The following is a 22,538-nucleotide window of genomic DNA, read 5'->3' on the forward strand; positions in this document are numbered from 1 at the left end:
AGGTATGTTAAACTTATGTTTTGCAATATAGGCCATAAGAAAACTAAAAAACCGCTGCCAACTGCGCAGTTTGAGCAATACTGAAACAAGTTCAGCAGAACTTTCAGAATCTCTCGAGACATTAAAATCAGTTGAGGACTAAACAAGCGGTGCAGCAAGGATTTTTGAGTTTCAGCAGGCAGGTAGCTGCTGTAAATCCTGGGTTAAAGACAAGCAATTATAACAAATCATTAATTTGAGCATACTTCATTGACAAGATACTATTATCCCGTTATTCTGATTTTATTAAGGAATCTCTTGGAGATAATATTGACAAGTTCGTAAAAAGGCGAATTTCCCCTCTCCCGGCGGGAGGGGATAAAGGGGAGGGGGACGTAAGTACTTAAAATGGCGTTGTATCCACCCTCACCCCAGCCCTCTCCCATCAAGGGAGAGGGAGCGTTTTTGACTTTTTACGAGTGCATCAATGTGAACACGACATCATAATGCGTAAAATACGAAAAAGAATGCCAGTTGGAATATCTATACGATGCGTAAAACCGGAATTTCCACGAAAAAAAAGGTAAAAAAAAAGACTGACGTAAAGCGCGGCCTTTGTCTATTCTTGTTGGTTTTCTGGATACTTATCCTGTCAATACCTTTCATGTCGTCTTCAGCGAGCGGGGAACTTGCAGAACCTTCAAATAAAAGTCTCGACACGCAAATAGGCCAGATGTTAATGGTAGGATTCCGGGGACTTGCAGCAGACAATCAAAGTCCAATAATTCAGGACATCAGAAAGAGAAATATCGGCGGTGTCATCCTCTTTGATTACGACGTCCCATCAAAATCACCTATCAGAAATATAAAGTCCCCAGAACAGGTCAAAGCCTTAACTGCTGCCCTGCAAAAAGCTTCTTCAATTCCCCTTTTTATCGCGATTGATCAAGAAGGCGGAAAGGTTAACAGGTTAAAAGAAAAGTCCGGATTCCCTCCCTCCGTATCGGAACAATGTCTTGGATCAATTGATAACTCCAGCACAACAGAAAGGTTCGCAAAAATAACAGCAAAAACTCTTGCCAATCTTGGGATTAACCTGAATTTCGCACCAGTAGTTGATCTCAACATAAATTCAGATAACCCCGTAATCGGAAAGTTAGAACGGAGTTTTTCTGCTGATCCGGACATTGTGGTTAAGCATTCGCTTATAGTCATTAATACCTTACACGATTTTGGAGTGCTCTCAGCAATAAAACATTTCCCTGGACATGGCAGTTCATTGAACGATTCCCATAAAGGCTTAGTAGATGTAACGAACAGCTGGTCTCCAAATGAACTTAAACCTTTTGAGGCTATTATAAAATCCGGGAAATGCAATATGATAATGACAGCCCACATTTTTAATGGAAAAATCGATCCAGAGTGGCCGGCTACCCTTTCATCCAGAACTGTCAAGGGGATACTCCGTAAGGATCTTAAATATAGAGGTGTTGTCATCTCTGACGATATGCAGATGAAGGCAATCAGATCATTTTACGGTCTTGAAACTGCTATAAAAATGGCAATCTCTTCCGGTGTCGACATCCTGCTTTTTGCTAATAATTCGGTCTTTGAAGAGGATATCGCAACACGCGCCCTTGCAATAATAAAAAAATTGTTAACTCGTGGTGAAATCAGTCCAAGACGGATCAATGAATCATACATGAGAATCATGAAGCTGAAGGAGAAAATCAACTACCCCGCGGCAAGCCACGGGGTATCAAAATAAGTGTTTTATCTTTTCTGTCGCAGCAAGCTGCGGGGAATTAAACCCTGCAGATTCCACATCGCCCTTCAAATCATTAGAGTAATCCGTGCCTGCCCTGTAGCTCCGGCAGATGGTACTGGGGTAATCTGCGAAATCTGTGGATTAAAGGAAGCTTCAATTACAGATCAACCTTGATAAAGTTCCGTCTCCGACGTATCTGAGTCCGACCCATAACCAGACCTAAAATCCACCCCAGAAGCAAAACGCCGGCTCCACTAACAAACCAGAGCTTATTTGTCTGTTTCTTGAGCTGCCTGTTTTCTTTCAGAAGGTTGTCCGCCTGACTTTCGAGGTTTTTATTTCTGCTCTCCAAATTGTCTTTCAGCTCCTTTACCTCAATATACCCGGCTGCCCCCGATTTCAATTCCTCATAATCCCTCTTTACCTTTGTCAACTCCTTTTCTCTGGAAAACAGACTTGATTCCAGTTCTAAATTTGATTTTTCCAGCCGTTCCTTACTTTTTCCAAGACTGCTAACTTCATTTTTTAATTTTTCAACCTTCTCCTGAAGTCCAATAATTACAGAAAATTTAGGTATCTCTGAGGTCAAAAAACGTCTCAAGACATAACCCTCTTTCCCATTTTTTAGCCGGACATTAACCCAATCCTCCCCTTTCTCGAGTACTTCAAGTTCCTCATTCGACTTTAGCATGGCAATAACTTTATTTTCGTTAGACGGACCTGTACGTAAGGTAATCTTAAATGAGTCGGTAACAAACATGGTTTCAGCAAAAGCAGAAGCAGTAACCAGTATACTAAAAAATACGATTGAAAATAAGGATTTGGAAAACATTTTCTGCACCTCCTTACATATTTTGACAAGTTCGCAAAAAGTCTTTTCGGAGCGAATCTAAGCATTTTGGGGAAAAGATGATGGTAGTGACCGGCGTTAAGAAAATCTAACTGTTTGAGTGCGTTAGCACGAGTTTTAGATTGTAGGGTCGGGTTTTATACCCGACCGCAAGCGGTGGCATATAAAATACCACCCTACAAAGTTGTCGAAACCTGTACTGACTTTCCCCAAAATGGTCCTGAGCAAAGAAAACTGACTTTTTACGAGTGCGTCGAATTTAGTAACATAAAAACTGGTACTTGTCAAAAGTTCTACTAAAAGCTCATCCTCCAACACAGCCATGAGTATAAGGAAAAACTTCATATTTCGCAAATTATATGCATTTTGACTTGACAAGACACAGATATTATTGTCCTATTTGAAAAATATCAAAATATAATTAATTTTTCGTTTAGTAAGGCCGAATTAATAGAACAGAAGGACGACTCATGAGAAAGATTGCTGTAAAGACCGGTTCAAGGTTTGAAATGATAGATATTACTAACCAGGTCAGAAAAATAGTAAATGAAAGAGAGATTAAAAGCGGTATCTGTCATATCTTTACACCCCACACTACCGCCGCCATTACAATAAACGAAAATGCCGATCCCAACGTGCCAAGGGATATCATAATGGAACTGGACAAGGTTATACCTCTCAATGATAACTACAGGCATATTGAGGGAAACTCTGCCGCCCACATCAAGTCTTCCCTGATTGGGGCCTCAGAAATGGTGCTCATAGAAGATGGCAAGCTTATACTCGGCACCTGGCAATCTATATTCTTCTGTGAGTTTGATGGTCCCAGGACAAGGAAGGTGCTGATAAAGCTGTTTTCAACAGAATGAGGAAATAATGGACACTGTAAAAGTAACCATACTCGGGTCAGGAACATGCGTACCTTCTTTAAAGAGGAGTTCATGTTCTCTTCTTATGGATATAAATGATACAAAGCTTTTGTTTGACCTGGGGGCTGGTACCATGAGACGACTACTCGAGGCCGGCACAACGATATCACAGATATCATACCTGTTCTTTAGCCACCTTCATCCCGATCACACTGGTGAATTTGTCCCCTTTCTCTTTGCTACCAAATATCCCGAAACATACCGCAGACGAACACCTTTCACTGTAGCCGGTGCCGTAGGTCTTAAGAGCTTTTATGACGGGTTGAAGAAAGTATATGGACACTGGATTGAGTTAGAAGGCAACCTGTTGAACTTAATAGAATTTGACAATACTGCACCTGATAGTCTTTCACTCAAACTTTTCGATGTCGAAACAATGCCGATGGAGCATATAGAGAGCAGCATCGGCTTTCGAATCACAACACAGGAAGGAACGTCTATCGTCTACACCGGGGATATCGATCTTTGTGACAATGCCGTTTCACTTGCCAGAAATGCGGATCTTCTCATCTGCGAATCAGCTCTTCCTGATGGGATGAAGGTTCCGGGACACCTGACGCCCTCGCTGGCAGGTGAAATTGCTACTCAGGCTAACGCTAAGCGGCTTGTTCTCACACATTTTTACCCTGAATGTGACATGGTTGACATCGAAGCCGAATGTCGTAAAACCTATCAAGGACATCTCATTCTGGCAGAAGATCTATTACAGATTGAAGTAGACATCTGAAATTGAAGTTCCTGCTTTAAAGGCCGGGCTTGCGGAAGGCTCTCACGGGCGACATCAATAACTTCAATTTGTGAAATCCCCCGCACAGCAAGTCGCGGGAAACACGCTCGCAATTTATTTTCAGGAGGTATAGATGATTACATTCACCGCAATTAAAAACATAGGATTTGTTCTAACAAGGTTTAAGGGCACAGATGGAGTAACTCTCGAAACTAAGAAGTGGATGCATGTATTAACGACAATGGGTTATAATTGTTATTTCTTTGTGGGAATATCCGATTCTCAACCGGAAAGGACCATGATAGTACCAGAGGCTTTTTTTGACCATCCTGATATACGAAGAATTCAGGAAAAATGCTTCGGCGAGTCCACAAGGACATCACAGATCACCGGCCGAATACACCGCTTGAGACAAAAACTAAAAAGTGACTTATACAGCTTCATGGAAAAATTTTCAATTGACATGCTTATTGCTGAAAACGCTCTTACTATTCCTATGAATATTCCTCTGGGTTTGGCTGTTACCGAATTAATAGCTGAAACGGGTATTCCTACTATAGCTCATCACCACGATTTCTACTGGGAAAGGGACCGGTTCATAGTCAATTGCGTTCAAGACTTTCTTTCGATGGCCTTCCCTCCCAATCTTCCATCAATACATCACGCGGTGATCAATTCACAGGCCGACAGTAACTTGAGCTACCGCACCGGAATATCTCCTTACATTATTCCTAATGTCTTTCAATACTCGGCAAGCACACCATTTATTGATGACTTCAATAAAGACGTAAGAAAAGACTTAGGGCTGGAAGAAGACGATCTCTTTTTCTTGCAACCCACACGAATAGTCGCAAGAAAAGGGATCGAACATTCCATTGAGGTCGTCAACAGGATGAATGACCCAAAAGTCAAACTTGTGATCACCCATTCTGCAGGCGACGAAGGCGATGAATACCACGAAAGAATAATCAGTTATGCAAAGCTTCTGAATGTACCCCTGATTATCAAACCTGAGATTATCGAAAGCAAGAGAAGGATAACTGCGGATGGCAAGAAAATATATACTATATGGGATATGTATCCCCATGCAGATTTTGTCACCTACCCTTCACTGTACGAAGGGTTCGGGAATGCATTCCTTGAAGCGATTTTCTTTAAAAAACCGATTCTCGTTAACAGATACTCGATTTTCCATCAGGATATTGAACCGATAGGGTTTAATGTTGTCAGTATGGACGGATATGTAACCGATGAGGTTGTCAAAAAAATAAAGCATATATTAAAACACCCGGAAGAAAGGAGAAAGATGGTAAATAATAATTATAAGCTTGCATCCCGCTTTTTCTCCTATGAAGTACTGGAACAAAAACTGAGAACAATAATATCGAATATTGAAGGCATTTCAAATGAGAGGCGGGATCCCGCAAAATGGCAGCACCTCTCCCTGCTTTCTGATGATTAATTTTGATAATTTCGTAAAAGATAAATTTACAGGTATTTGAACAATCGTTGGCGAAGTGACTCGAACTGAGCTTTTTCTTCGGTGAGATAATATGTTGTCCCATCTTTTAGCAATGTTTCTGCATCTATGAGAAACTCTATGGCATTTTGATAGTTTGATTTAGAAAGGGCTTCCGTTCTTAGCACTTCCCCTTTCTTATACATTTTTGTTCCCAATCTCTGAATCTTTTTGAGTAAGTCCTTATCCGATTTACTCCCCTTTTTTAGATAGGAACAACCCCTGATTACAACCCAGTAAGATTCAATATAATTGTGTATAAGGCCGGCAAAAGGCCTCAAGTTTGTTCTTCCCTTCCCTTTTACTTCAATCCATGCCTCATTACCACGTTCCTCACCAGCAATCATGCCCCTGTCATGGATGTATGATAAAATGCTGTTGACCTCATCAACATCATCCTTCCTGTAATCAAAAATAAATTCATGATGGAAAAGTCCTTTAAAAAACTTGTAATCTTCCATGATTTGATAAAGAGATATTGTGTCCTCACTGCTTGACAGAATGGAGGTGGCAACAAAGGAGAGGGAAAGGAAAAAATGAAGTATATTGTTTTTGTAATACTCCAGGTTCAATCTCTTGTCATCCACAAGTGAATAGACAATTTCTCTAAATTCTTCTTCCTCGTCCGCTTCTGCTCCCATCTTTGATATGAGTCCGGATGATTCGAATAAGTTGAGGGCATCCTCCACAGCCTTCTTCCTGTTGGCAAAAGAAGAAGAAAAGCTTACGTTTCTAAAGACAAGATAGTCATAAAGTTCGTTTACAATACCCATCAAGTCATCGCGGGATATGCCCCTTTTGTAATGACTGAGAAGTCCAAGGGCAATAAGAGAAAAAGGCGTTACCACAGACACTTCACTTATTTCACTGACAATATCATATCCTATCTTTCTGTATAAACTCTGTCTCTCGTAAACAGACATGTCATCAAAAGATTTTTCCTGGGAAGCAAGATAAGACTTCAGCAATATCGGCTCGGCAATATTAATATAGACCCTGCCGTGGCGTTTTTTGAGAAATTTTCTGCTTTTGATGATTGTCGAAATTTTTTCTTTTTCTTTAGGGGCACCACCGAGTTCTGCCATATATGATTTCTCTTCCAGAACCCTGTCATATCCTATAAATACAGGAATTATGGCCAGATCATCACAGGCACCTTCTTTATATGCCTGGATTATCATAGAAAGCAAACCGTACTTTGGCATGACCATCTTGCCTGTCCGGCTTCTTCCACCCTCTATAAAAAACTCTATGGGAAGTCCCTCTTTCAACAGTACTTTCACATACTTCGCAAAGATCTCTCCATAAAAAGCATTTCCCTTGAAACTCCTCCGCACAAAAAAGGCACCGGATTTCCTGAAAATATGACCAAAAGGCCCAAATGACATATTAGTCCCGGCCGCAACAAATGGTAATTGAATATTATGTTTGTAGAAGACATAAGATAAAAGGAGATAATCCATATGACTCCGATGACAGGGAATTATAACAAAAGGCATCTTTTTCGAAACATCTCTTATTTTTGCAAGCCCCTTCCTGTCAACAACAACGCCATCAAATATATTGTTCCATAACCAGGTCAGTGCCTTATCCCAAATTTCTATATAAGGTTCACTATAATCCGCAGCTATTTCCCGCAGATATTTCTCCGCGGTTTTAACCACCCTGTAATAATCCTTCTTTTGGTCAGCCGCCATATCCTTCATAAAATCAACAAGGTCATTATCTCTCAGAACCATTCCTATAATTTCTTCCCTTGATCTTAAAACCGGCCCTACGGTCGCCCTCTTTTCCTCATCAATCCTGTCGATAAGCTCCCTTCTCAACCTATGGGAAACATCTTCTCTGGAAAGATTTCTGTTCTTCTCGATAAATTCAGTTAAATTGATCGCTGTTGCAGATATCACTGATGCTCTCTTAAAGTTCCTCAGGAAAGTTATCGATCTTCTCAATGCACCAGGGTTTTCCTTCTGACCAAACAATATATCTACCAGCGTTTTGTCCTTTTTCTCTCTTCTTCTACCGTATGCAATCAGCTGTGGCACAAGATATATAGGAATATCAAGATCCTTCTGTGCACTTACCAGCTGAACAATAGGATCCTTTACATATTTGCTCCCTATAAATTCCGAACCACGAAGATATATGATAGAGCTGTTTTTATCTGCTGTTACACGTTTTAAATATTCTGTTTTGTCTGGATTAAGGATAGTCCCTTTGAAGATGAAATGGAAAAAGTGGGAAAGAAAAACCCTGGCAACCAAAGATAAAGGCTGCCATATGATCATGTTAATTCCATGACAATAGACTGGTACTTGAATTCCTTTTCTGAATGAAAGCTCCCGGAGGATCAGGCAGTTTAACTGGCTCCTGTTCTTAAGGGCGTGAACAACAATTCCGCTCTCTGAAAGATTTTTTAGCTCCTCAACATACTCCTCAGCTAACTCTACCCTGTTTAGAATCCTCTTGAACAACCAGAATAATGAAAACCTATCTTGCTTGTCCAGAGATCCACTGTAATATTCCCCGATCTCGGTGGTCCATGATTTGACTTTCGATTTAATTGTCATTGATTTCGTTTGACCGGGAGCGCACCCGCAAGCCCCGCTGCCCTTATCTGACCAACCTGCTTCTTATTTCCTGCTTAATATCATTGCTCGTTTATCGGGAAATCTTCCGGAAACCGTTGAGTCATATAGTTTCTCACAAACTCCTCGGTCTCAGCCGCCGTGGAAAAAGTCATAACTTTTCTCAAAAGCTCTTTGGATTCCCACAGACTAGATTCGCGTATAATCTTCTTTACGCGCGGTATTGCCAGAGGATTCATACTCAACTCGTCCAGTTCAAACCCGAGAAGAATTATCGTATAAGCAGGTTCTCCTGCCATTTCCCCACACATGGCAACCTTTATCCCGGCTTTATGACCTGCATCAACAATACGCTTTATCAACCTTAACACGGCAGGATGAAGAGGTTCATATAAATAAGAAACCTGCTCATTAATTCTATCAATTGCCAGAGTATACTGAATGAGATCGTTTGTACCTATGCTAAAGAAATCCGCTTCTCTTGCCAATTCATCAGCAACCATAACAGCGGATGGAATCTCTACCATTATACCGACTTCAATGTCCTTAGCAACCGGTATCCCCTCTGCCAAAAGATTGTCCTTCACCTCATTAAAGATTTTTTTGACATCTCGAAACTCCCCTACACCTGAAATCATGGGAAACAGGACCTTTGTCTTACCATAGACACTTGCACGCAAAATAGCCCGCAACTGTACCTTAAACAATTCGATTTCCTTAAGACAAAACCTTATCGCCCTCAATCCCATCTGGGGGTTCATCTCCCGGGGCAATCTGGGATCGGAAAAGAATTTATCACCTCCAAGATCGAATGTCCTGATGGTTGACCCTTTAATACCCCTGCCCTCTATTACACTTTTGTAACTGAGAAAATGTTCCTCCTCAGTAGGAAGTTGTTCTCTGTTAATATAAAGGTATTCCGTCCTGAACAAACCGATCCCATCTGCTCCATGAGCAACAGCCGATGGAATCTCTTCAACAAACTCAATATTTGCTCCTATTTCTACCCTATAATTATCTTTCGTCAGAGCGGGAAGACCCGCATACTGAAGGAGATTTTCTTCAATAGCCTGGTAATGCTTCTTTTTATCTTTGTATCGTCTTAATATGTCCGGATCCGGATTGACGATTACAAAACCGGAGATACCATTAATAATAATCTCGTCATCGTTTTTGACCTCACGGACAACCTTTTCTAATCCGACCACTGCAGGAATTTCGATTGACTTCGCCATGATGGCCGTATGAGATGTCTTGCCCCCGATATCCGTGGCAAAGCCCAAAACCTTTTCAACCTTCATTTGAGCTGTATCGGCTGGAGAAAGGTCTCTCGCAACAATTACAACATCTTCGCCAATATTGGAAATCACTTCATGCTTTTTCCCTACGAGGCTTCTCAAAATCCTCTGTCCTACATACTCTACATCACTGATTCTCTCCCTGAGATAATCATCTTCCACCTTGTTGAATATTTCTCTATACCTATCAATGGTTATTCTGAGAGCCCACTCCGCATTGATACTCTTGTCTTTTATGTTCTGTATCGTATCATTAATCAACATCCGATCCTTGAGAATCATGACATGTACATCTATAATATATAATGCCTCTATCCCCTTATAATCACTGAGCTTTTTCTTGATTTCCAACAGCTGTCTTTCCGATTCCTTCAAGGCCTTCCTGAACCTTCTTATTTCTCTGGTCACCAGTTTACTGTCGTCTAATCTATAACGGGATACCTTCTTAGTATCCAGACGATCAAGAACATAGGCCTTTCCAATGGCTATGCCTGGAGATACGCCAATACCTTTAAGTATAGTTATTCTTTTTTCTTCGCTAACGCTGCTCATCAATTTTCTCCAAATTTATCTTCTATCAGCACTCCAAGACCTTCAACGGCATCACGAGCATCTTCTCCTTCCGCCCTGATCGTGATCCTGCTCCCCTTTGGGCAGGCAAGTGTCAAAATTTCCAGAAGACTTTTCCCATCAACTTCCATTCCGTCCCTTTCAAGAAAAATTCTCGATTTAAATCTGCCCGACTCACGAGCCAGCATGGCTGCAGCCCTCGCATGAATGCCCAATTCATTTTTTATTGTAAAGGTTTTTGTTTCCATTGTTTTACCCATAATATAACGGAAGCATTATGATATCACAAAAAAAAGGATTGTCATCCCGTAAAGTATGTTCACGGGAGATATTCCCTTTTTTATCATAAAAAAAACAAGGCCGACAACAATCAATATCAAGACCTTTTCCATTACTTCAAAATAAAACACACTGGAATATGAGTGAGCTGTAGAGGCAAGATATGTAAGGATTCCAAGTGAAATTACCGATAACCATCGTATTTTTCTATACATTCGAGGAAGATCTGTCATTCTGATAAAATCAACGCCTTCCCTTCCTTTCCTATACCCCTCAACAAATCCCTTCAATCTGACCCATATATGAAAAGGATTATAAATCAGAAGAAAAATCAGAGGAGCCAGAAGGAATCCTTTGATCGCCAGGGCAACCCCTACAACGGCTGAAAATGGCTTCAGAGAACCCCAGAAAAAAGAGTCCCCCACCGCCGCATAGGGTCCCATGAGAGCATTCTTTAATTTATCCGCTTCCGGACAATTACCATCTTCAAAAAAATCTTCCTCTAATCTCAACACAGACCCAATAACCGGCCCAGACATATAGGTATGAGTATTAAAAAACTGCAGATATCTGGTCAGCATGTTGGAAACCTGCTGTCTGTCTTTCCCTAATTTTTTGATAAGAGGAATTGCGGAAAATACAAATCCAAGATTTTGCATTCTCCAGAAATTTAACGAACATTGAATAAGAAGGGATCTCAAAAAAACTCTGGCCATAACTCTATTGAGTTTTTTTTGCCTAACCTGTTCATCAGCCTGTGCCATATCGCCATCCACTTTCGAAACCACTACTCCTGATACACCTCCCAATTTAGCCGCACTGACCTAACTCGATTAATATATCAAGTCAATCTCCCACTAAGCAAGATATATCGATTTTTTTCTTGACATAAAACAATTTTTTTTGTTAAGAAGCCGCACCGGTTTTGAAATGACGTGTAAGCCGGTATTTTTTTGCGTTCAAACATTAAGAGAAAGGTGGTGGTTAAAATGGTTTGTCAAAGTATAAAGATCGGGTCTGAGTGTGCTTTTATGAGTAAGAGGGGGTGTGGATTTAATGGAGGTAGTTGTCATCCAATCATTGATAAGTGTGAAGGTTGCTCGAAGATTATAGAGTGTCCTACTGGAAAATACTGCATGATTTATCCTGATCCTGTAAGTAAATGGGCTATCGGCGGATGTCCTATGGCATCACACCTTAATAAAGATACAACAGTAGCTACACAAAAAATTAATCCGTTAAAAGCCTCAAAGAGATCAAAAAGATAATTACAAGCATTCAGCGAAACAAAAAAGTGGGGGTAACCATGTGGTCACCCCTTTTTGCTGAAAGCCGGCAGTTGACAGCTGAATTAGGGCCTGTCACGAAATAACTGCTACATTTATGCATCTCATCTTCAGGCCATCTTCAGCCGATTCTCAATCGCAAAATCCTCAAAAGAACCCTGCTATTCCTGCGGTTTTGCTCAATCGTATCGACTAAACCTAACCTAAATCTGAGCGCCTAATTGCACCACTTATTTCGTGACAGGCCCTTAGCCTACCATCTCTCTTATTTTCAATAATTCTTTCTTGATACGTACCAACCGATCTCTGTAGCTGTCCTCGGACACATTGCTATCTTCCCTATTCAGCCTGGATAACTTCTTCTTTGCACCAGCTATAGTAAACTGTTCAGAGTATAAGAGATTCCTGATCGTCACTAATTCCTCTACATCCTTTTTCCTATACAGCCGCTGGTCAGATTTTGTCCGAACAGGCTTTATCGTCTTAAATTCAGACTCCCAGTACCTTACAACATAAGGCTCCACACCGAGTATTCTGCTGACCTCACCGATACGGAAATACGATTTGTCGGGAATCTCCACGTCCATTATTGTCTCCCTAATGGAGAATGAGAAAACCTTGCCTTCAGGTAAAGACTTTAGTTTGATCTTGCATGAATGATATAGGAACAGATTTATATCAAATATCAAAATTAAAAATTTAGAATTAAGACGATATTTTACTTTTTAGTTTTGCATTTTGATATTTTAATTTTTTTGTGCCTCAAACTATCAGCTTCAGCCGACAGCAGATTATTCATTCAGAGCTTCCCTAAGCACCTGACTCGACTTAAATGCTAAAACTTTTCTGGCGGAAATCTCTATTTCATCCCCTGTTTGGGGATTTCTCCCTTTCCGTGCCTTCTTTTCTTTAACAACAAAACTGCCAAATCCAGAAATCTTTATTTTTTCACCACGCGCAAGATTTTCTTTCATTATATCAAACACCGCTTCCACTATTTTAGCCGAATCCTTTTTTGAGAAACCCAATTTGCTACACACATCCTGAACTATATCTATCTTAGTCACATTTTCCTCCTCAATTCTATGCAGTTTCTTTAGTCGTAACTACTCATACCTGAGTGTAGTTACCTTCAGTCTTCCTTCCCTCTGATTTTAGCCTTGGTTAAATTGACAATTCTTTCTGCTATCCTGTTATGCACCTTATCTACTTCATCATCCGTCAGTGTTTTATCAGGAGAACGATATGTAAACCTCAGTGCAAGACTTTTCATGTCATCAGGAATGTTCTTTCCATAATATACATCGAAAACTACCACTTTTTCAAGCAAATCTTCGTTTTCCTCAAAAACCAGGTCCTGTATTCTTCCGCCCTCAACATCCTTGCCAACTAAAAAAGCAACATCCCGTGTGATTAATGGAAACCTGGGAATTTCCTTATAGACAGCGCTCTCAGTATTATTATAAAGTCTTGCAAGAAAGTCAAAGTCAAGTTCAAAAACTACAGCATTTCGCTTCAAATTCATCTTTTCAAGAATTTCCGGATGAATCTCCCCTACAAACCCAATTTTTCTATTATCTACGAAAACTTCACTGGACTTCCCTGGGTGAAGGAACGGTACATTAGCATCCGTTTTAAATTTTACATTTTGTATCATAAGCCCATCAAAAAGATTCTCCACACATCCTTTTAGGTCGTAAAAATCAGAAAGTACTCCTTTGAAGTACCAGAGATTGTCATACCTTGAACCTGTAATAAGTCCTGCAATCCTCTCATTTTCGAGAGGAAGCTCCTCTTTCTCTTGTAATATAAATACCTTTCCTTTCTCAAATATCTTGAGATCAAAACAGCCGACATTTATATTTTTTCTCATCGTATCAAGAAGACCATATACCAGACCAGTTCTCATGACCGATTGATCTTCTGTAAGCGGATTTTTAATAATGACAAATTTTCTTCCTTCGTCATTTTTTTCCAGGCCAAGTATATTTGCCGACTCCGGGGTAATAAAACTATAATTTATTACCTCGGAATATCCCTGTCCGTTGAGGATATCCCTTATCTTATCTTCAAGAGTCTTCTCTTTGCTCCTTATATCGGATCTCATAGAAACTGCCGGAAGAGATGTGGGAATACTGTCATATCCGTATATTCTAACAATTTCTTCAATTAGGTCAATTTCCCTTGAAATATCTACCCTGAAGGTAGGTGGAGTTACATGATAATTCCCACTTTCCACCTTATTTACGGTCATCTCCAGGTTTTTCAGGATTTTCTTGATTTCACCGCCTTTTACCTTAATTCCAAGTATTTCATTTACTTTCTTTACTCCGAGAGGAATATTCTTTACGGGTTTTATCCTCTTGGGATATTTGTCAATATAATTCTTGCAAATCTTTCCACCCGAAAGGGCAGAAATCAACTGGGCCGCCCTGGCTGACGCCCTAACCACACCCTCGGGATCTACCCCACGCTCGAATCTAAAAGATGCATCAGTGCTCATCCCCAACCACTTGGAGGTCTTTCGAATCGAGGTTGGATCGAAATAAGCGCTTTCCAGAAGTACCGTTTCTGTATCGTCTATAACCTCCGAATTCAATCCCCCCATTATACCGGCAACCGCAACCGGTTTTACACCATCACATATCATCAAGGTATCGGCCTTCAGTATCCTTTCTTTTCCGTCCAGAGAAACAAATTCCTCTCCTTCTTGTGCACCACGGACAATAATCCTCCCCTCCTCGAGAAAACGAAAATCAAAAGCATGTAAGGGCTGACCAAACTCCATCATCACAAAGTTTGTTATGTCAACAATATTATTTATTGCACGCAGGCCAACGGCTTCAAGCCTCAATCGCATCCAGCGTGGAGAAGGATTGACATTGACGTTTTTGATTAATCTGGCGGTATACCTTGGACAGAGGTCTGGATTAAGTATTTCTACAGAGGTAATGTCTTTTATATCCTCTTCCGATTCCGAAATTACTATTTCCGGATACCTGAGTTTTTTTCCTGTAATAACAGCAACTTCTCTTGCAATCCCTATAATACCAAGGCAATCAGAACGGTTCGGCGTGATTCCAATATCAAAAACAGTGTCTTTCAAGTCCAGTGCATCTGTTAAATCTTCACCCGGAGAAAGCCCTTCGGGAAGTATCATTATACCAGAAGCATCTTCCCCGAGCCCAAGTTCATCTTCAGAACAGAGCATCCCGTAAGATTTTTCTCCCCTTATTTTAGAGCTTTTAATTGTATAACCGCCCGGTATTGTCGCACCCACCAAAGCTAAGGGAACGATATCCCCAATGTTCATGTTCTTTGCACCGCACACAACGGAATAAGTTTTATCTCCCGTCGTAACTTCACACAAAGAAAGTTTATCGGCACCTGGATGAGGCCTTATGGAAAGAATTTTTGCCACAACAACATTGGTAAATTCAGGAACTACCTCTCTCACAGAATCCACCTCAAGCCCCGCCATGGTCAACCTGTCGGCAAGTTCTCCCGGCCCTAATTCAACATCAACATAATCTTTAAGCCATCTAAGACTGACTAACATCTTGTATTTCCTTTAATTGGAAGAAAAAATATAGTTTAAAGTTTAAAGTTCAAAGTCTAAAGTTTGACGCGTTCGTAAAAAGTCTTTTCATAGCGAATCCAAGCATTTTGGGGAAAAGATGCTGGCAGTGTCTGGCGTTAAAAAAATCTAATTGTTTGAGTGCATTAGCACGAGTTTTTAGATTTTTAGCCAGGCAATGTCAGCATCCCCAAAATGGTTCTGAGCGAAGAAAACTAGCTTTTTACGAGTGCGTCAAGTTTTAAGATAAAATGAATCCTGAAAACCAGCATCAATTTTGAGAAGTGTTTCGTTTAAATATTGTTTTTACTGAAAGCTTACGGCTGACAGCTGATTGCTTACTAAAACTGTTCCAAAAATCTCTGGTCATTTTCATAAAATAATCTGATATCCGATATGCTGTATTTGAGCATGGCAATCCTCTCGACACCGAGACCAAAGGCAAATCCTGTTATTTCTTCCAGATCATAGTCAACTGCCTTGAAAACTTCCGGATCAACCATGCCCGCCCCAAGGATCTCAAGCCATCCGCTCTGACCACATACACGGCATCCAGCACCGCCGCAAATTATACATTGAATATCAACCTCTGCACTCGGTTCCGTGAATGGGAAGAAACTGGGACGAAATCTAAGGAGAGTATTTTCACCAAAGATTTTCTGGAGAAAGTACGTCAGAACACCTTTAAGATCACTAAAAGTAATACCTTTATCAACACAAAGACCCTCAATCTGGTGAAACATCGGGGTATGAGATATGTCTGAATCGTGCCGGTAAACCTTACCTGGCGACACAATCCTGACAGGTGGCCGTTGCTTTTCCATAATCCTGATTTGAACGGGAGATGTATGTGTACGAAGAACGATATTGTCCTCTACATAAAATGTGTCCTGCATGTCTCTGGCGGGATGATCTTGGGGAATGTTAAGGGCTTCAAAATTATAGTAGTCCAGCTCGACCTCCGGACCTTTTGCCACAGAAAAACCGAGCCCAAAAAAAATTTCACATATTTCGTCAGATACCTTAGTTATAGGATGGATTCTTCCATATTTCACTCCTCTGCCTGGAAGAGTTATATCGATCTTCTCATGCAGAAGTGCTTCGTATTTTCCCTGTAAGGAAATTTTTTCCAGGGCATTTTCTATCTTTACGGAAAGAGCTTCTTTTATCTCGTTTGCGAGTTTTCCCAGAAGCGGCCTTTGTTGCGGTGAGACACTCCCTATTTTACGAAGAAGTGCGGTAAGATAACCATTTCTCCCAAGGTATTGTGTGCGTATTTCAAGGATTTCTTCTTTGCTTTTTACAGAATTGAGTTGAGTTTCTGCTTCCCTCTGAAGCCCCACAAGATCTTCTCTCATGTCACCCGTTCACCCGTTGCAATGCTGACAATTTCTGAAAATCCCATGGGATCGTGAACAGCAAGGTCTGCAAGAATTTTTCTGTCTATCTCCACTCCGACCTTGTTCATGCCATCAATCAATCTGCTGTATGAAACATTGTTCATACGGGCGGCTGCGTTTATCCTGACTATCCATAGTTTCCTAAAGTCTCTTTTCCTCGCCTTTCTATCCCTATAGGCATACCTCATAGCCCGATCAACAGCTTCCGTAGCAGTCTTGAATAATCTGCTCCTCGCACCAAAATATCCTTTTGCCTGTTTAATGATCTTTTTTCTTCTCTTCCTGCTACTCACACTTTTTTTCACTCTCGGCATCTTTATCTCCTAATCCGGATCTGCTTAAAGCAGAGAATCCAGCACGGTATTTTTAAACAACAAATTCCAAATGAATCTCCAAGTAACTGGAGTGAACTAAAGTGATTAAAGTTGAAAATTCTTATCCATAACTTTAGGTCACTTTAGGCACTCTAAACTTTAGGCACTTATATCACGCATAAGGAATCAACTTCTTAATATTCTTCACATTTGTCTTATCCATAATGGCAGACTTTCTCAAGCCCCTTTTCTTTTTAGACGTTTTCTTAGTAAGGATATGGCTGGCAAAAGCCTTTTTTCTCTTTATCTTTCCTGTTCCAGTCAGGCTAAATCTCTTGGCCGCTCCTCTGTGTGTCTTAATCTTTGGCATCAAATCACCCCTGTATCATTATATGAACATTCAGTATTCAAATATCAGTCATTAAAAATATTAGTTGTCTTTATAATTTTTTATTTTTTAGGAGATATTATCATTACCATGTTTCTTCCCTCAAGCTTCGGATGCTTATCAATGACGCACGTATCTTCCAGCTCATTCTTTATCTCCTCCATGATCTTCTTACCCAGATCAGCATATACTATCTCTCTTCCCCGGAACATCATGGTTATCTTTACTTTGTTGTTTTGATCGAGAAATTTTCTTATATGACGAAGTTTAAACTGTAAATCATGATCCTCGATCTTTGGTCTCACCCTGACCTCTTTTATCTGAATCGTGGCCGCACCTTTTTTAGCTACCTGAAATTTTTTACTCTGCTGATACCTGAATTTTCCATAGTCCATGATCCGGCACACAGGTGGCGAAGAATTAGGGGCAACTTCCACCAGATCCAGACCCGCCTTATCAGCCTCTACCAAGGCATCCACCAAAGGTAATATTCCCAACTGTTTCCCTTCAGAATCAATAACTCTAACACTGTCAGCCTTGATCCCACGATTTATTCTTAAATTCTTATCTATAAGTCACCTCCCACATTTTAAGTGCCTAAATTTCAAAGTGCCTAAAGTGAACTAAAGTTATAGCTAAGTATTTTCAACTTTAGGCACTTTAGGCATTTTAGGCACTCTTTACTCATACTTACTACACTTTTCTCTAACCAGGGAAACAAAATCAGCCACGCTGATTGATCCAAGATTTTTTCCATCCCTCTGTCTGGGAGAAACACTCTCAGAATCGACCTCTTTGTCACCGATTACCAACATATAAGGGATTTTTTGCATTTGTGCTTCCCTTATCTTGTATCCTAATTTTTCGTTCCTGAAACCCCTTTCCAGCCGGATACCAGCATCGAAAAGTTGCCTGTAAACTTTTTCACCGTAAGGTATCTGTTTCTCAGTAACTGTAAGCAAAATCGCCTGTACCGGTGACAACCATACAGGAAAGGCACCAACATAATGCTCAATTAACACCCCCATAAACCTTTCTATGGCGCCCAGAATAACCCTGTGCAGCATAACCGGTCTATGCCTTTCACCATCAGACCCGATATAGTTGAGATCAAACCTGTCAGGCAGGGTAAAATCGCATTGTATTGTCGCACATTGCCAGCTTCTTTTCAAGGCATCCTTCAGCTTAAAGTCTATCTTTGGACCATAAAAAGCCCCGTCTCCTTCATTAATATCATAAGACATATTTTTGTCTTTAAGCGCATGTTCCAACGCTGAAGTAGCCAGCTCCCAATCCTCATCGGAACCTATCGAGTCCCCCGGTCTTGTGCTGAGTTCAACTTCATATTCAAAATTGAAAACATTCATCGCAAAATCGACAAAATCGACAACGTCCTTGATCTCAGAATTCAACTGCTCGGGTGTACATAATATATGTGCATCATCCTGCGTAAATTGACGAGCCCTCATCAAGCCGTGGAGAACCCCTGTTTTTTCATGGCGGTGAACGGTACCAAGTTCAAAATATCTGACCGGTAAATCCCTGTAACTCCTTATCTTGGACTTATATATCAACATGTGAGAAAGGCAGTTCATAGGCTTTATGCCATAAACTTGACCCTCAACCTCGGTAAAATACATGTTTTCCCGGTAATGGTCAAAATGTCCCGATTTCTTCCAGAGCTCTTCCTTTAACATCTGAGGCCCTACAACAATTTCATACCCCCGCTTCAGGTGTTCCTTTCTTTCCCAATCCTCAATAATTGTCCTTAACGTAGTCCCCTTCGGATGAAATATAATCATACCCGGCCCAACTTCTTCATTCATCTGAAAGAGGTCTAACTCTCTTCCCAATTTCCTGTGATCTCTCCTCTTCGCCTCTTCAAGCATCAAAAGATAATTCTCAAGTTCCTCCTCAGTCGCAAAACCTGTACCATAGATGCGTTGCAACATTTTATTTTTCTCATCCCCGCGCCAGTAAGCACCTGCAACGCCTGTAAGCTTGAATGCCTTAATCATACCTGTGGATGGTATATGCGGTCCACGACACAAATCCGTAAATCCGTCCTGTCTGTAAAGACTCACTTCCACCACATCCTCCGGCATATCGTTCAACAGCTCAACCTTGTATAATTCCCCTTTCTCCTTAAATAGTGAGATAGCCTCTTCTTTCGAGACTTCTTCATGCGTAAAGGGATAATCGGCAGATATAATTTCTCTCATTCTTTTTTCAATCTTCACCAGGTCCTCAGGAGTAAAGGATTCGGAGTACTCAAAATCATAGTAAAAACCATCATCAATAGCAGGACCTATGCTAACTTTAACACCTTCGAAGATATCCTGTACAGCCTGAGCCATCACATGGGATATGCTGTGTCTGAGTATGCTTAAACCCTCTTCCGAGTTAACATCGATAACTATTATAGAAGAATCTTCCTTCACAGAATAACTTAAATCCACCATTTCATCATTAACTTTTGCCGCTACTGCAGAAGGCAACAACTCTTCCTTCCATGACGCAATTATCTCTTTAGCGGTCAACCCTTCAGAGTGAGATACTACCGAACCATCAGGTAAGGTAAATTTGATTTTCTTCATGAAAAATATCCCAATTCAGAAAAATGTACACACATTTTAAACCTGATTACACAAAAAACGTAAATATCACAGACAAAAACCCTTCTTCATCAGACAGGCGCCTGATTAGACCTTTGAAAAACTGAAAAATATGGTTTTGAGTAAGTAAGCATTCAGCTATCAGCAGTCAGCCTTCAGCAAAAACAAAGAATTATGAGAAAAACTATTTTTTATCTCGCCGATGACCAAACACTCATTATTAAATAAAGGGCATCGCTGGTTTGAAACTTGCTGATGCCCCTTTCAACTCACCACCTGTCAAGACTTCTAAAAAAGGTCTCACCTTGAGGAGATACACCTCTAAACATTTAGTTAGTTCAATGATTTGCGAGATTCATCACCGATGAATTCTGAGACATCTGAAGGTTCCTCAAACATTTCCTGCAACTGTTAACTATAAATGGTAGGCACGCAGGGATTTGAACCCTGGACCCCCACCGTGTCAAGGTGATGCTCTCCCCCTGAGCTACGTGCCTACAGACCTTCAAAAAAGATTCCACATTAAGTGGATATCCCTCAAATTCTATGGGATTCAAGGCATTTGCAGATTATGCAAATACCTTACATTAAAATCCGCCACTGATTAACAATAAAGCGTTTTTATGTCAAGACAAATATTATCTGAGCAGTCATCCTTCAGTAAAAAAACCGGGATGAAAACTGCGTTTCCCTGTCTTGCTAACGTCTAAATGCCAACTGCTGATTGTTCACAATCACTCAGTACCATTATTTATGAATCTTACCCCTTTCGCCACATAATGCAAGCCGGAAGCAACTGTAAGCAAAGCTGTGGCCCAATAGACCACTTCGACTAACTGCCAATAAAAACTTCCAGGTAAATACCTTAACACAAGGACAGAAAAAATAGACAGGAGCTGAAACACTGTTGTTAACTTACCTACAAAAGCAGGACGAACATCAAAAGAAATAGACATAAAAGACAGTACAGAAACACCAAATAATATAATAAAATCCCTGCTTACGACAATCACGGCAAGCCAGGAAGGAATCATTCCAAGGATTGCTAAAGTCACATAGGAGCTGGTAATCAGAGCCTTATCGGCCAGTGGATCCAGATATGAACCCAAAACTGTTTTCTGTTTCAATATCCTTGCAAGAAAACCGTCAACGGCATCAGTAATGCCCGCAACGACAAAAACAATAAGTGCATTAAAAAACAAACCCTGAATCAAGAATATAACAAGAACAGGAACAAGAAATATTCTTATCAGGGTTAAGAAATTTGGTATATTCATCTTTTAAATACTACAAGTCATCTCTTGACCTGTTCCAATCGACCCATTCATTCTTATCTTCTTCCAGAGTAAAATCCCGAGGTCTCTCGGCCGCACCATCTCCCTTTATGCTGACCTGCTGCATCGATTTAAGGAGGTATGTCCACTCTTCTAATGTAACTTTTTCAGGCCCGGGAACTACTACCGGTCCTGGTATCTTTTCAGGAGCTTCGATTCTTTTTGGTGGCTTAATAATCTTTCCACCTCCCGCAACGTACACCATACCATCGTAAACCCTTACCAGAACCGACTTATCCTCTTTTACATTCATTCTATATACAGTTCCCCTAACCCCTGCAACAGCATTTTCACAGGACAACTCAAAATTAGTTTTTACACCCAAGGTTTTGCTTACATTTGCCCAGGTCCTGCCCAGAAGTAAACGCACTTTAACATTTTCAGCCCTCGATTTCCCATTCCAGCCAATTTGAGAAATTTCAAAACAAGTATTGTCCGCAAAGCGGAGAACAGTATTATTTTTCAAAACAATTTCCAGTCTTGATTTCGGCCCGGTATTTACCCGGTCACCACCCTTCAGGATATCTCCAACTTTCAAAGAGTATCTTTCATTTCCATCCCCTGGAATAACAGAGGCCGTACCCTCGAGAAGGATTACCTTTGCTTCTTCTTTGCCGATTTTAACCACCATAAGCCTTCTGGCACAAACATCTTGCGAGGATACGATAAAGAGAAAAAAAGCTGTGCAAAACAAAAACACAATATTTCTAAATGTCATCTTAAACCCTCTCCACAAAAGAAGATATTGAAAGCTTTGAATAACCACCAAAAGCTGCATAGAGTTTTAAAAATATGATTCTGAGAGCGAATCAAGATTTTTTCGGTAACAATTCTTATCGAAGCAAAACGACCGCAAATCCAATGTCTGAGCTCGAAGAGCGAGTTTTGGATTTGCAGTGGAGCGAGATTTAGAATTGTCGAAAAAATGTTTTGAGCATCGAAGAATTATATTTTTAAAGGTTTCATATTATTCAACAAAACACAACGCTTATTTCATTATTCATACAGCATCAGGGCCATCAGGCAGTGTTTCTATAGCCTTATTTACCACTTCCTCAACAGCCTTTTCATAAACCTGATATGATTTCATTTCAAGTTCTTTCTGAGAAAATCCATA

20 protein-coding genes and 1 tRNA gene are annotated in these 22,538 nt (G+C 40.5%); 5 read left to right on the top strand and 16 right to left on the bottom strand.

The genetic code is table 11. The annotated features are described in order from the left end of the window. The first annotated feature begins 529 nt into the window (after window positions 1–529). On the top strand, window positions 530–1,747 hold the full coding sequence (locus tag Q7J27_05355) for a glycoside hydrolase family 3 protein (GenBank protein MDO9528574.1): 1,218 nt from the start codon (window positions 530–532) through the stop codon (window positions 1,745–1,747). A gap of 157 nt (window positions 1,748–1,904) precedes the next feature. Here the strand turns inward: Q7J27_05355 and Q7J27_05360 are convergent, their stop codons facing one another. Then, window positions 1,905–2,579, bottom strand: a complete 675-nt coding sequence (locus tag Q7J27_05360; GenBank protein MDO9528575.1) for a TIGR04211 family SH3 domain-containing protein — start codon at window positions 2,577–2,579, stop codon at window positions 1,905–1,907. A 488-nt stretch (window positions 2,580–3,067) separates the two neighbouring features. Here Q7J27_05360 and Q7J27_05365 point away from each other — a divergent pair, with 488 nt between their 5' ends. The 3 genes from Q7J27_05365 (at window position 3,068) to Q7J27_05375 (ending at window position 5,715) form a co-directional block, all read left to right on the top strand. Beyond that, entirely contained in the window at window positions 3,068–3,466 is a 399-nt protein-coding gene (locus tag Q7J27_05365) for a secondary thiamine-phosphate synthase enzyme YjbQ (protein ID MDO9528576.1), read from the top strand. Window positions 3,467–3,473: 7 nt separating this feature from the next. After that, window positions 3,474–4,253 (top strand): MBL fold metallo-hydrolase, encoded by a 780-nt coding sequence (locus Q7J27_05370; protein ID MDO9528577.1) that lies wholly within the window; start codon window positions 3,474–3,476, stop codon window positions 4,251–4,253. Between the two features lie 133 nt (window positions 4,254–4,386). Beyond that, entirely contained in the window at window positions 4,387–5,715 is a 1,329-nt protein-coding gene (locus Q7J27_05375) for a glycosyltransferase family 4 protein (protein MDO9528578.1), read from the top strand. A 26-nt stretch (window positions 5,716–5,741) separates the two neighbouring features. On the opposite strand, the gene Q7J27_05380 is transcribed toward Q7J27_05375, so the two are convergent. From Q7J27_05380 to Q7J27_05395, 4 genes are all read right to left on the bottom strand, one after another. Next, complete coding sequence (locus Q7J27_05380; GenBank protein ID MDO9528579.1) at window positions 5,742–8,342, bottom strand: 1-acyl-sn-glycerol-3-phosphate acyltransferase; 2,601 nt, start codon at window positions 8,340–8,342, stop codon at window positions 5,742–5,744. Window positions 8,343–8,422: 80 nt separating this feature from the next. After that, complete coding sequence (gene ptsP / locus Q7J27_05385) at window positions 8,423–10,210, bottom strand: phosphoenolpyruvate--protein phosphotransferase (protein MDO9528580.1); 1,788 nt, start codon at window positions 10,208–10,210, stop codon at window positions 8,423–8,425. After that, on the bottom strand, window positions 10,210–10,476 hold the full coding sequence (locus Q7J27_05390) for an HPr family phosphocarrier protein (protein ID MDO9528581.1): 267 nt from the start codon (window positions 10,474–10,476) through the stop codon (window positions 10,210–10,212). Before Q7J27_05390 ends, ptsP begins: the two co-directional genes overlap by 1 nt. A 27-nt stretch (window positions 10,477–10,503) precedes the next feature. Next, entirely contained in the window at window positions 10,504–11,295 is a 792-nt protein-coding gene (locus Q7J27_05395; protein ID MDO9528582.1) for a PTS system mannose/fructose/sorbose family transporter subunit IID, read from the bottom strand. Between the two features lie 201 nt (window positions 11,296–11,496). Here Q7J27_05395 and Q7J27_05400 point away from each other — a divergent pair, with 201 nt between their 5' ends. Beyond that, window positions 11,497–11,775, top strand: coding sequence for a PxxKW family cysteine-rich protein (locus tag Q7J27_05400; GenBank protein ID MDO9528583.1), 279 nt, complete (start codon window positions 11,497–11,499; stop codon window positions 11,773–11,775). Window positions 11,776–12,041: 266 nt separating this feature from the next. Here the strand turns inward: Q7J27_05400 and Q7J27_05405 are convergent, their stop codons facing one another. The 11 genes from Q7J27_05405 to Q7J27_05455 form a co-directional block, all read right to left on the bottom strand. Continuing rightward, window positions 12,042–12,380 (bottom strand): MerR family transcriptional regulator, encoded by a 339-nt coding sequence (locus tag Q7J27_05405; protein ID MDO9528584.1) that lies wholly within the window; start codon window positions 12,378–12,380, stop codon window positions 12,042–12,044. A gap of 204 nt (window positions 12,381–12,584) precedes the next feature. Further along, entirely contained in the window at window positions 12,585–12,860 is a 276-nt protein-coding gene (locus tag Q7J27_05410) for an integration host factor subunit alpha (protein MDO9528585.1), read from the bottom strand. Window positions 12,861–12,925: 65 nt separating this feature from the next. Beyond that, the gene (gene pheT / locus Q7J27_05415; protein MDO9528586.1) at window positions 12,926–15,352 is read right to left on the bottom strand and encodes a phenylalanine--tRNA ligase subunit beta; all 2,427 of its coding nucleotides are present in this window, start codon (window positions 15,350–15,352) and stop codon (window positions 12,926–12,928) included. A 359-nt stretch (window positions 15,353–15,711) separates the two neighbouring features. Beyond that, window positions 15,712–16,728 (bottom strand): phenylalanine--tRNA ligase subunit alpha, encoded by a 1,017-nt coding sequence (gene pheS, locus Q7J27_05420; protein MDO9528587.1) that lies wholly within the window; start codon window positions 16,726–16,728, stop codon window positions 15,712–15,714. Continuing rightward, window positions 16,725–17,084 carry a 50S ribosomal protein L20 gene (rplT, locus tag Q7J27_05425; protein MDO9528588.1) on the bottom strand — a complete coding sequence of 120 codons (360 nt, stop codon included), beginning with the start codon at window positions 17,082–17,084 and terminating at the stop codon, window positions 16,725–16,727. Before rplT ends, pheS begins: the two co-directional genes overlap by 4 nt. 172 nt (window positions 17,085–17,256) lie before the next feature. Next, on the bottom strand, window positions 17,257–17,454 hold the full coding sequence (rpmI, locus tag Q7J27_05430) for a 50S ribosomal protein L35 (protein MDO9528589.1): 198 nt from the start codon (window positions 17,452–17,454) through the stop codon (window positions 17,257–17,259). 80 nt (window positions 17,455–17,534) lie between these two features. Beyond that, window positions 17,535–18,044, bottom strand: coding sequence for a translation initiation factor IF-3 (gene infC / locus Q7J27_05435; protein ID MDO9528590.1), 510 nt, complete (start codon window positions 18,042–18,044; stop codon window positions 17,535–17,537). A gap of 108 nt (window positions 18,045–18,152) precedes the next feature. Then, complete coding sequence (gene thrS / locus Q7J27_05440; protein ID MDO9528591.1) at window positions 18,153–20,069, bottom strand: threonine--tRNA ligase; 1,917 nt, start codon at window positions 20,067–20,069, stop codon at window positions 18,153–18,155. 440 nt (window positions 20,070–20,509) lie between these two features. Then, a tRNA-Val gene (locus tag Q7J27_05445) sits at window positions 20,510–20,584 on the bottom strand. Window positions 20,585–20,821: 237 nt separating this feature from the next. Beyond that, on the bottom strand, window positions 20,822–21,364 hold the full coding sequence (gene pgsA / locus Q7J27_05450; protein ID MDO9528592.1) for a CDP-diacylglycerol--glycerol-3-phosphate 3-phosphatidyltransferase: 543 nt from the start codon (window positions 21,362–21,364) through the stop codon (window positions 20,822–20,824). 10 nt (window positions 21,365–21,374) lie between these two features. After that, entirely contained in the window at window positions 21,375–22,139 is a 765-nt protein-coding gene (locus Q7J27_05455; protein MDO9528593.1) for a FecR family protein, read from the bottom strand. Window positions 22,140–22,538: the final 399 nt, after the last annotated feature.

Source organism: Syntrophales bacterium, from assembly GCA_030655775.1.
In the GTDB taxonomy this organism is placed as follows: domain Bacteria; phylum Desulfobacterota; class Syntrophia; order Syntrophales; family JADFWA01; genus JAUSPI01.

Excerpts from the sequence above, each read along its gene's own strand:
- rpmI (MDO9528589.1), bottom strand. The coding sequence starts at position 17,454 with ATGCCAAAGATTAAGACACACAGAGGAGCGGCCAAGAGATTTAGCCTG.
- pgsA (MDO9528592.1), bottom strand. The coding sequence starts at position 21,364 with ATGAATATACCAAATTTCTTAACCCTGATAAGAATATTTCTTGTTCCT.
- Q7J27_05455 (MDO9528593.1), bottom strand. The coding sequence starts at position 22,139 with ATGACATTTAGAAATATTGTGTTTTTGTTTTGCACAGCTTTTTTTCTC.
- Q7J27_05365 (MDO9528576.1), top strand. The coding sequence starts at position 3,068 with ATGAGAAAGATTGCTGTAAAGACCGGTTCAAGGTTTGAAATGATAGAT.
- Q7J27_05380 (MDO9528579.1), bottom strand. The coding sequence starts at position 8,342 with ATGACAATTAAATCGAAAGTCAAATCATGGACCACCGAGATCGGGGAA.
- thrS (MDO9528591.1), bottom strand. The coding sequence starts at position 20,069 with ATGAAGAAAATCAAATTTACCTTACCTGATGGTTCGGTAGTATCTCAC.
- Q7J27_05355 (MDO9528574.1), top strand. The coding sequence starts at position 530 with ATGCGTAAAACCGGAATTTCCACGAAAAAAAAGGTAAAAAAAAAGACT.
- Q7J27_05375 (MDO9528578.1), top strand. The coding sequence starts at position 4,387 with ATGATTACATTCACCGCAATTAAAAACATAGGATTTGTTCTAACAAGG.
- Q7J27_05370 (MDO9528577.1), top strand. The coding sequence starts at position 3,474 with ATGGACACTGTAAAAGTAACCATACTCGGGTCAGGAACATGCGTACCT.
- ptsP (MDO9528580.1), bottom strand. The coding sequence starts at position 10,210 with ATGAGCAGCGTTAGCGAAGAAAAAAGAATAACTATACTTAAAGGTATT.
- Q7J27_05400 (MDO9528583.1), top strand. The coding sequence starts at position 11,497 with ATGGTTTGTCAAAGTATAAAGATCGGGTCTGAGTGTGCTTTTATGAGT.
- Q7J27_05360 (MDO9528575.1), bottom strand. The coding sequence starts at position 2,579 with ATGTTTTCCAAATCCTTATTTTCAATCGTATTTTTTAGTATACTGGTT.
- pheT (MDO9528586.1), bottom strand. The coding sequence starts at position 15,352 with ATGTTAGTCAGTCTTAGATGGCTTAAAGATTATGTTGATGTTGAATTA.
- pheS (MDO9528587.1), bottom strand. The coding sequence starts at position 16,728 with ATGAGAGAAGATCTTGTGGGGCTTCAGAGGGAAGCAGAAACTCAACTC.
- rplT (MDO9528588.1), bottom strand. The coding sequence starts at position 17,084 with ATGCCGAGAGTGAAAAAAAGTGTGAGTAGCAGGAAGAGAAGAAAAAAG.
- Q7J27_05390 (MDO9528581.1), bottom strand. The coding sequence starts at position 10,476 with ATGGAAACAAAAACCTTTACAATAAAAAATGAATTGGGCATTCATGCG.
- Q7J27_05405 (MDO9528584.1), bottom strand. The coding sequence starts at position 12,380 with ATGGACGTGGAGATTCCCGACAAATCGTATTTCCGTATCGGTGAGGTC.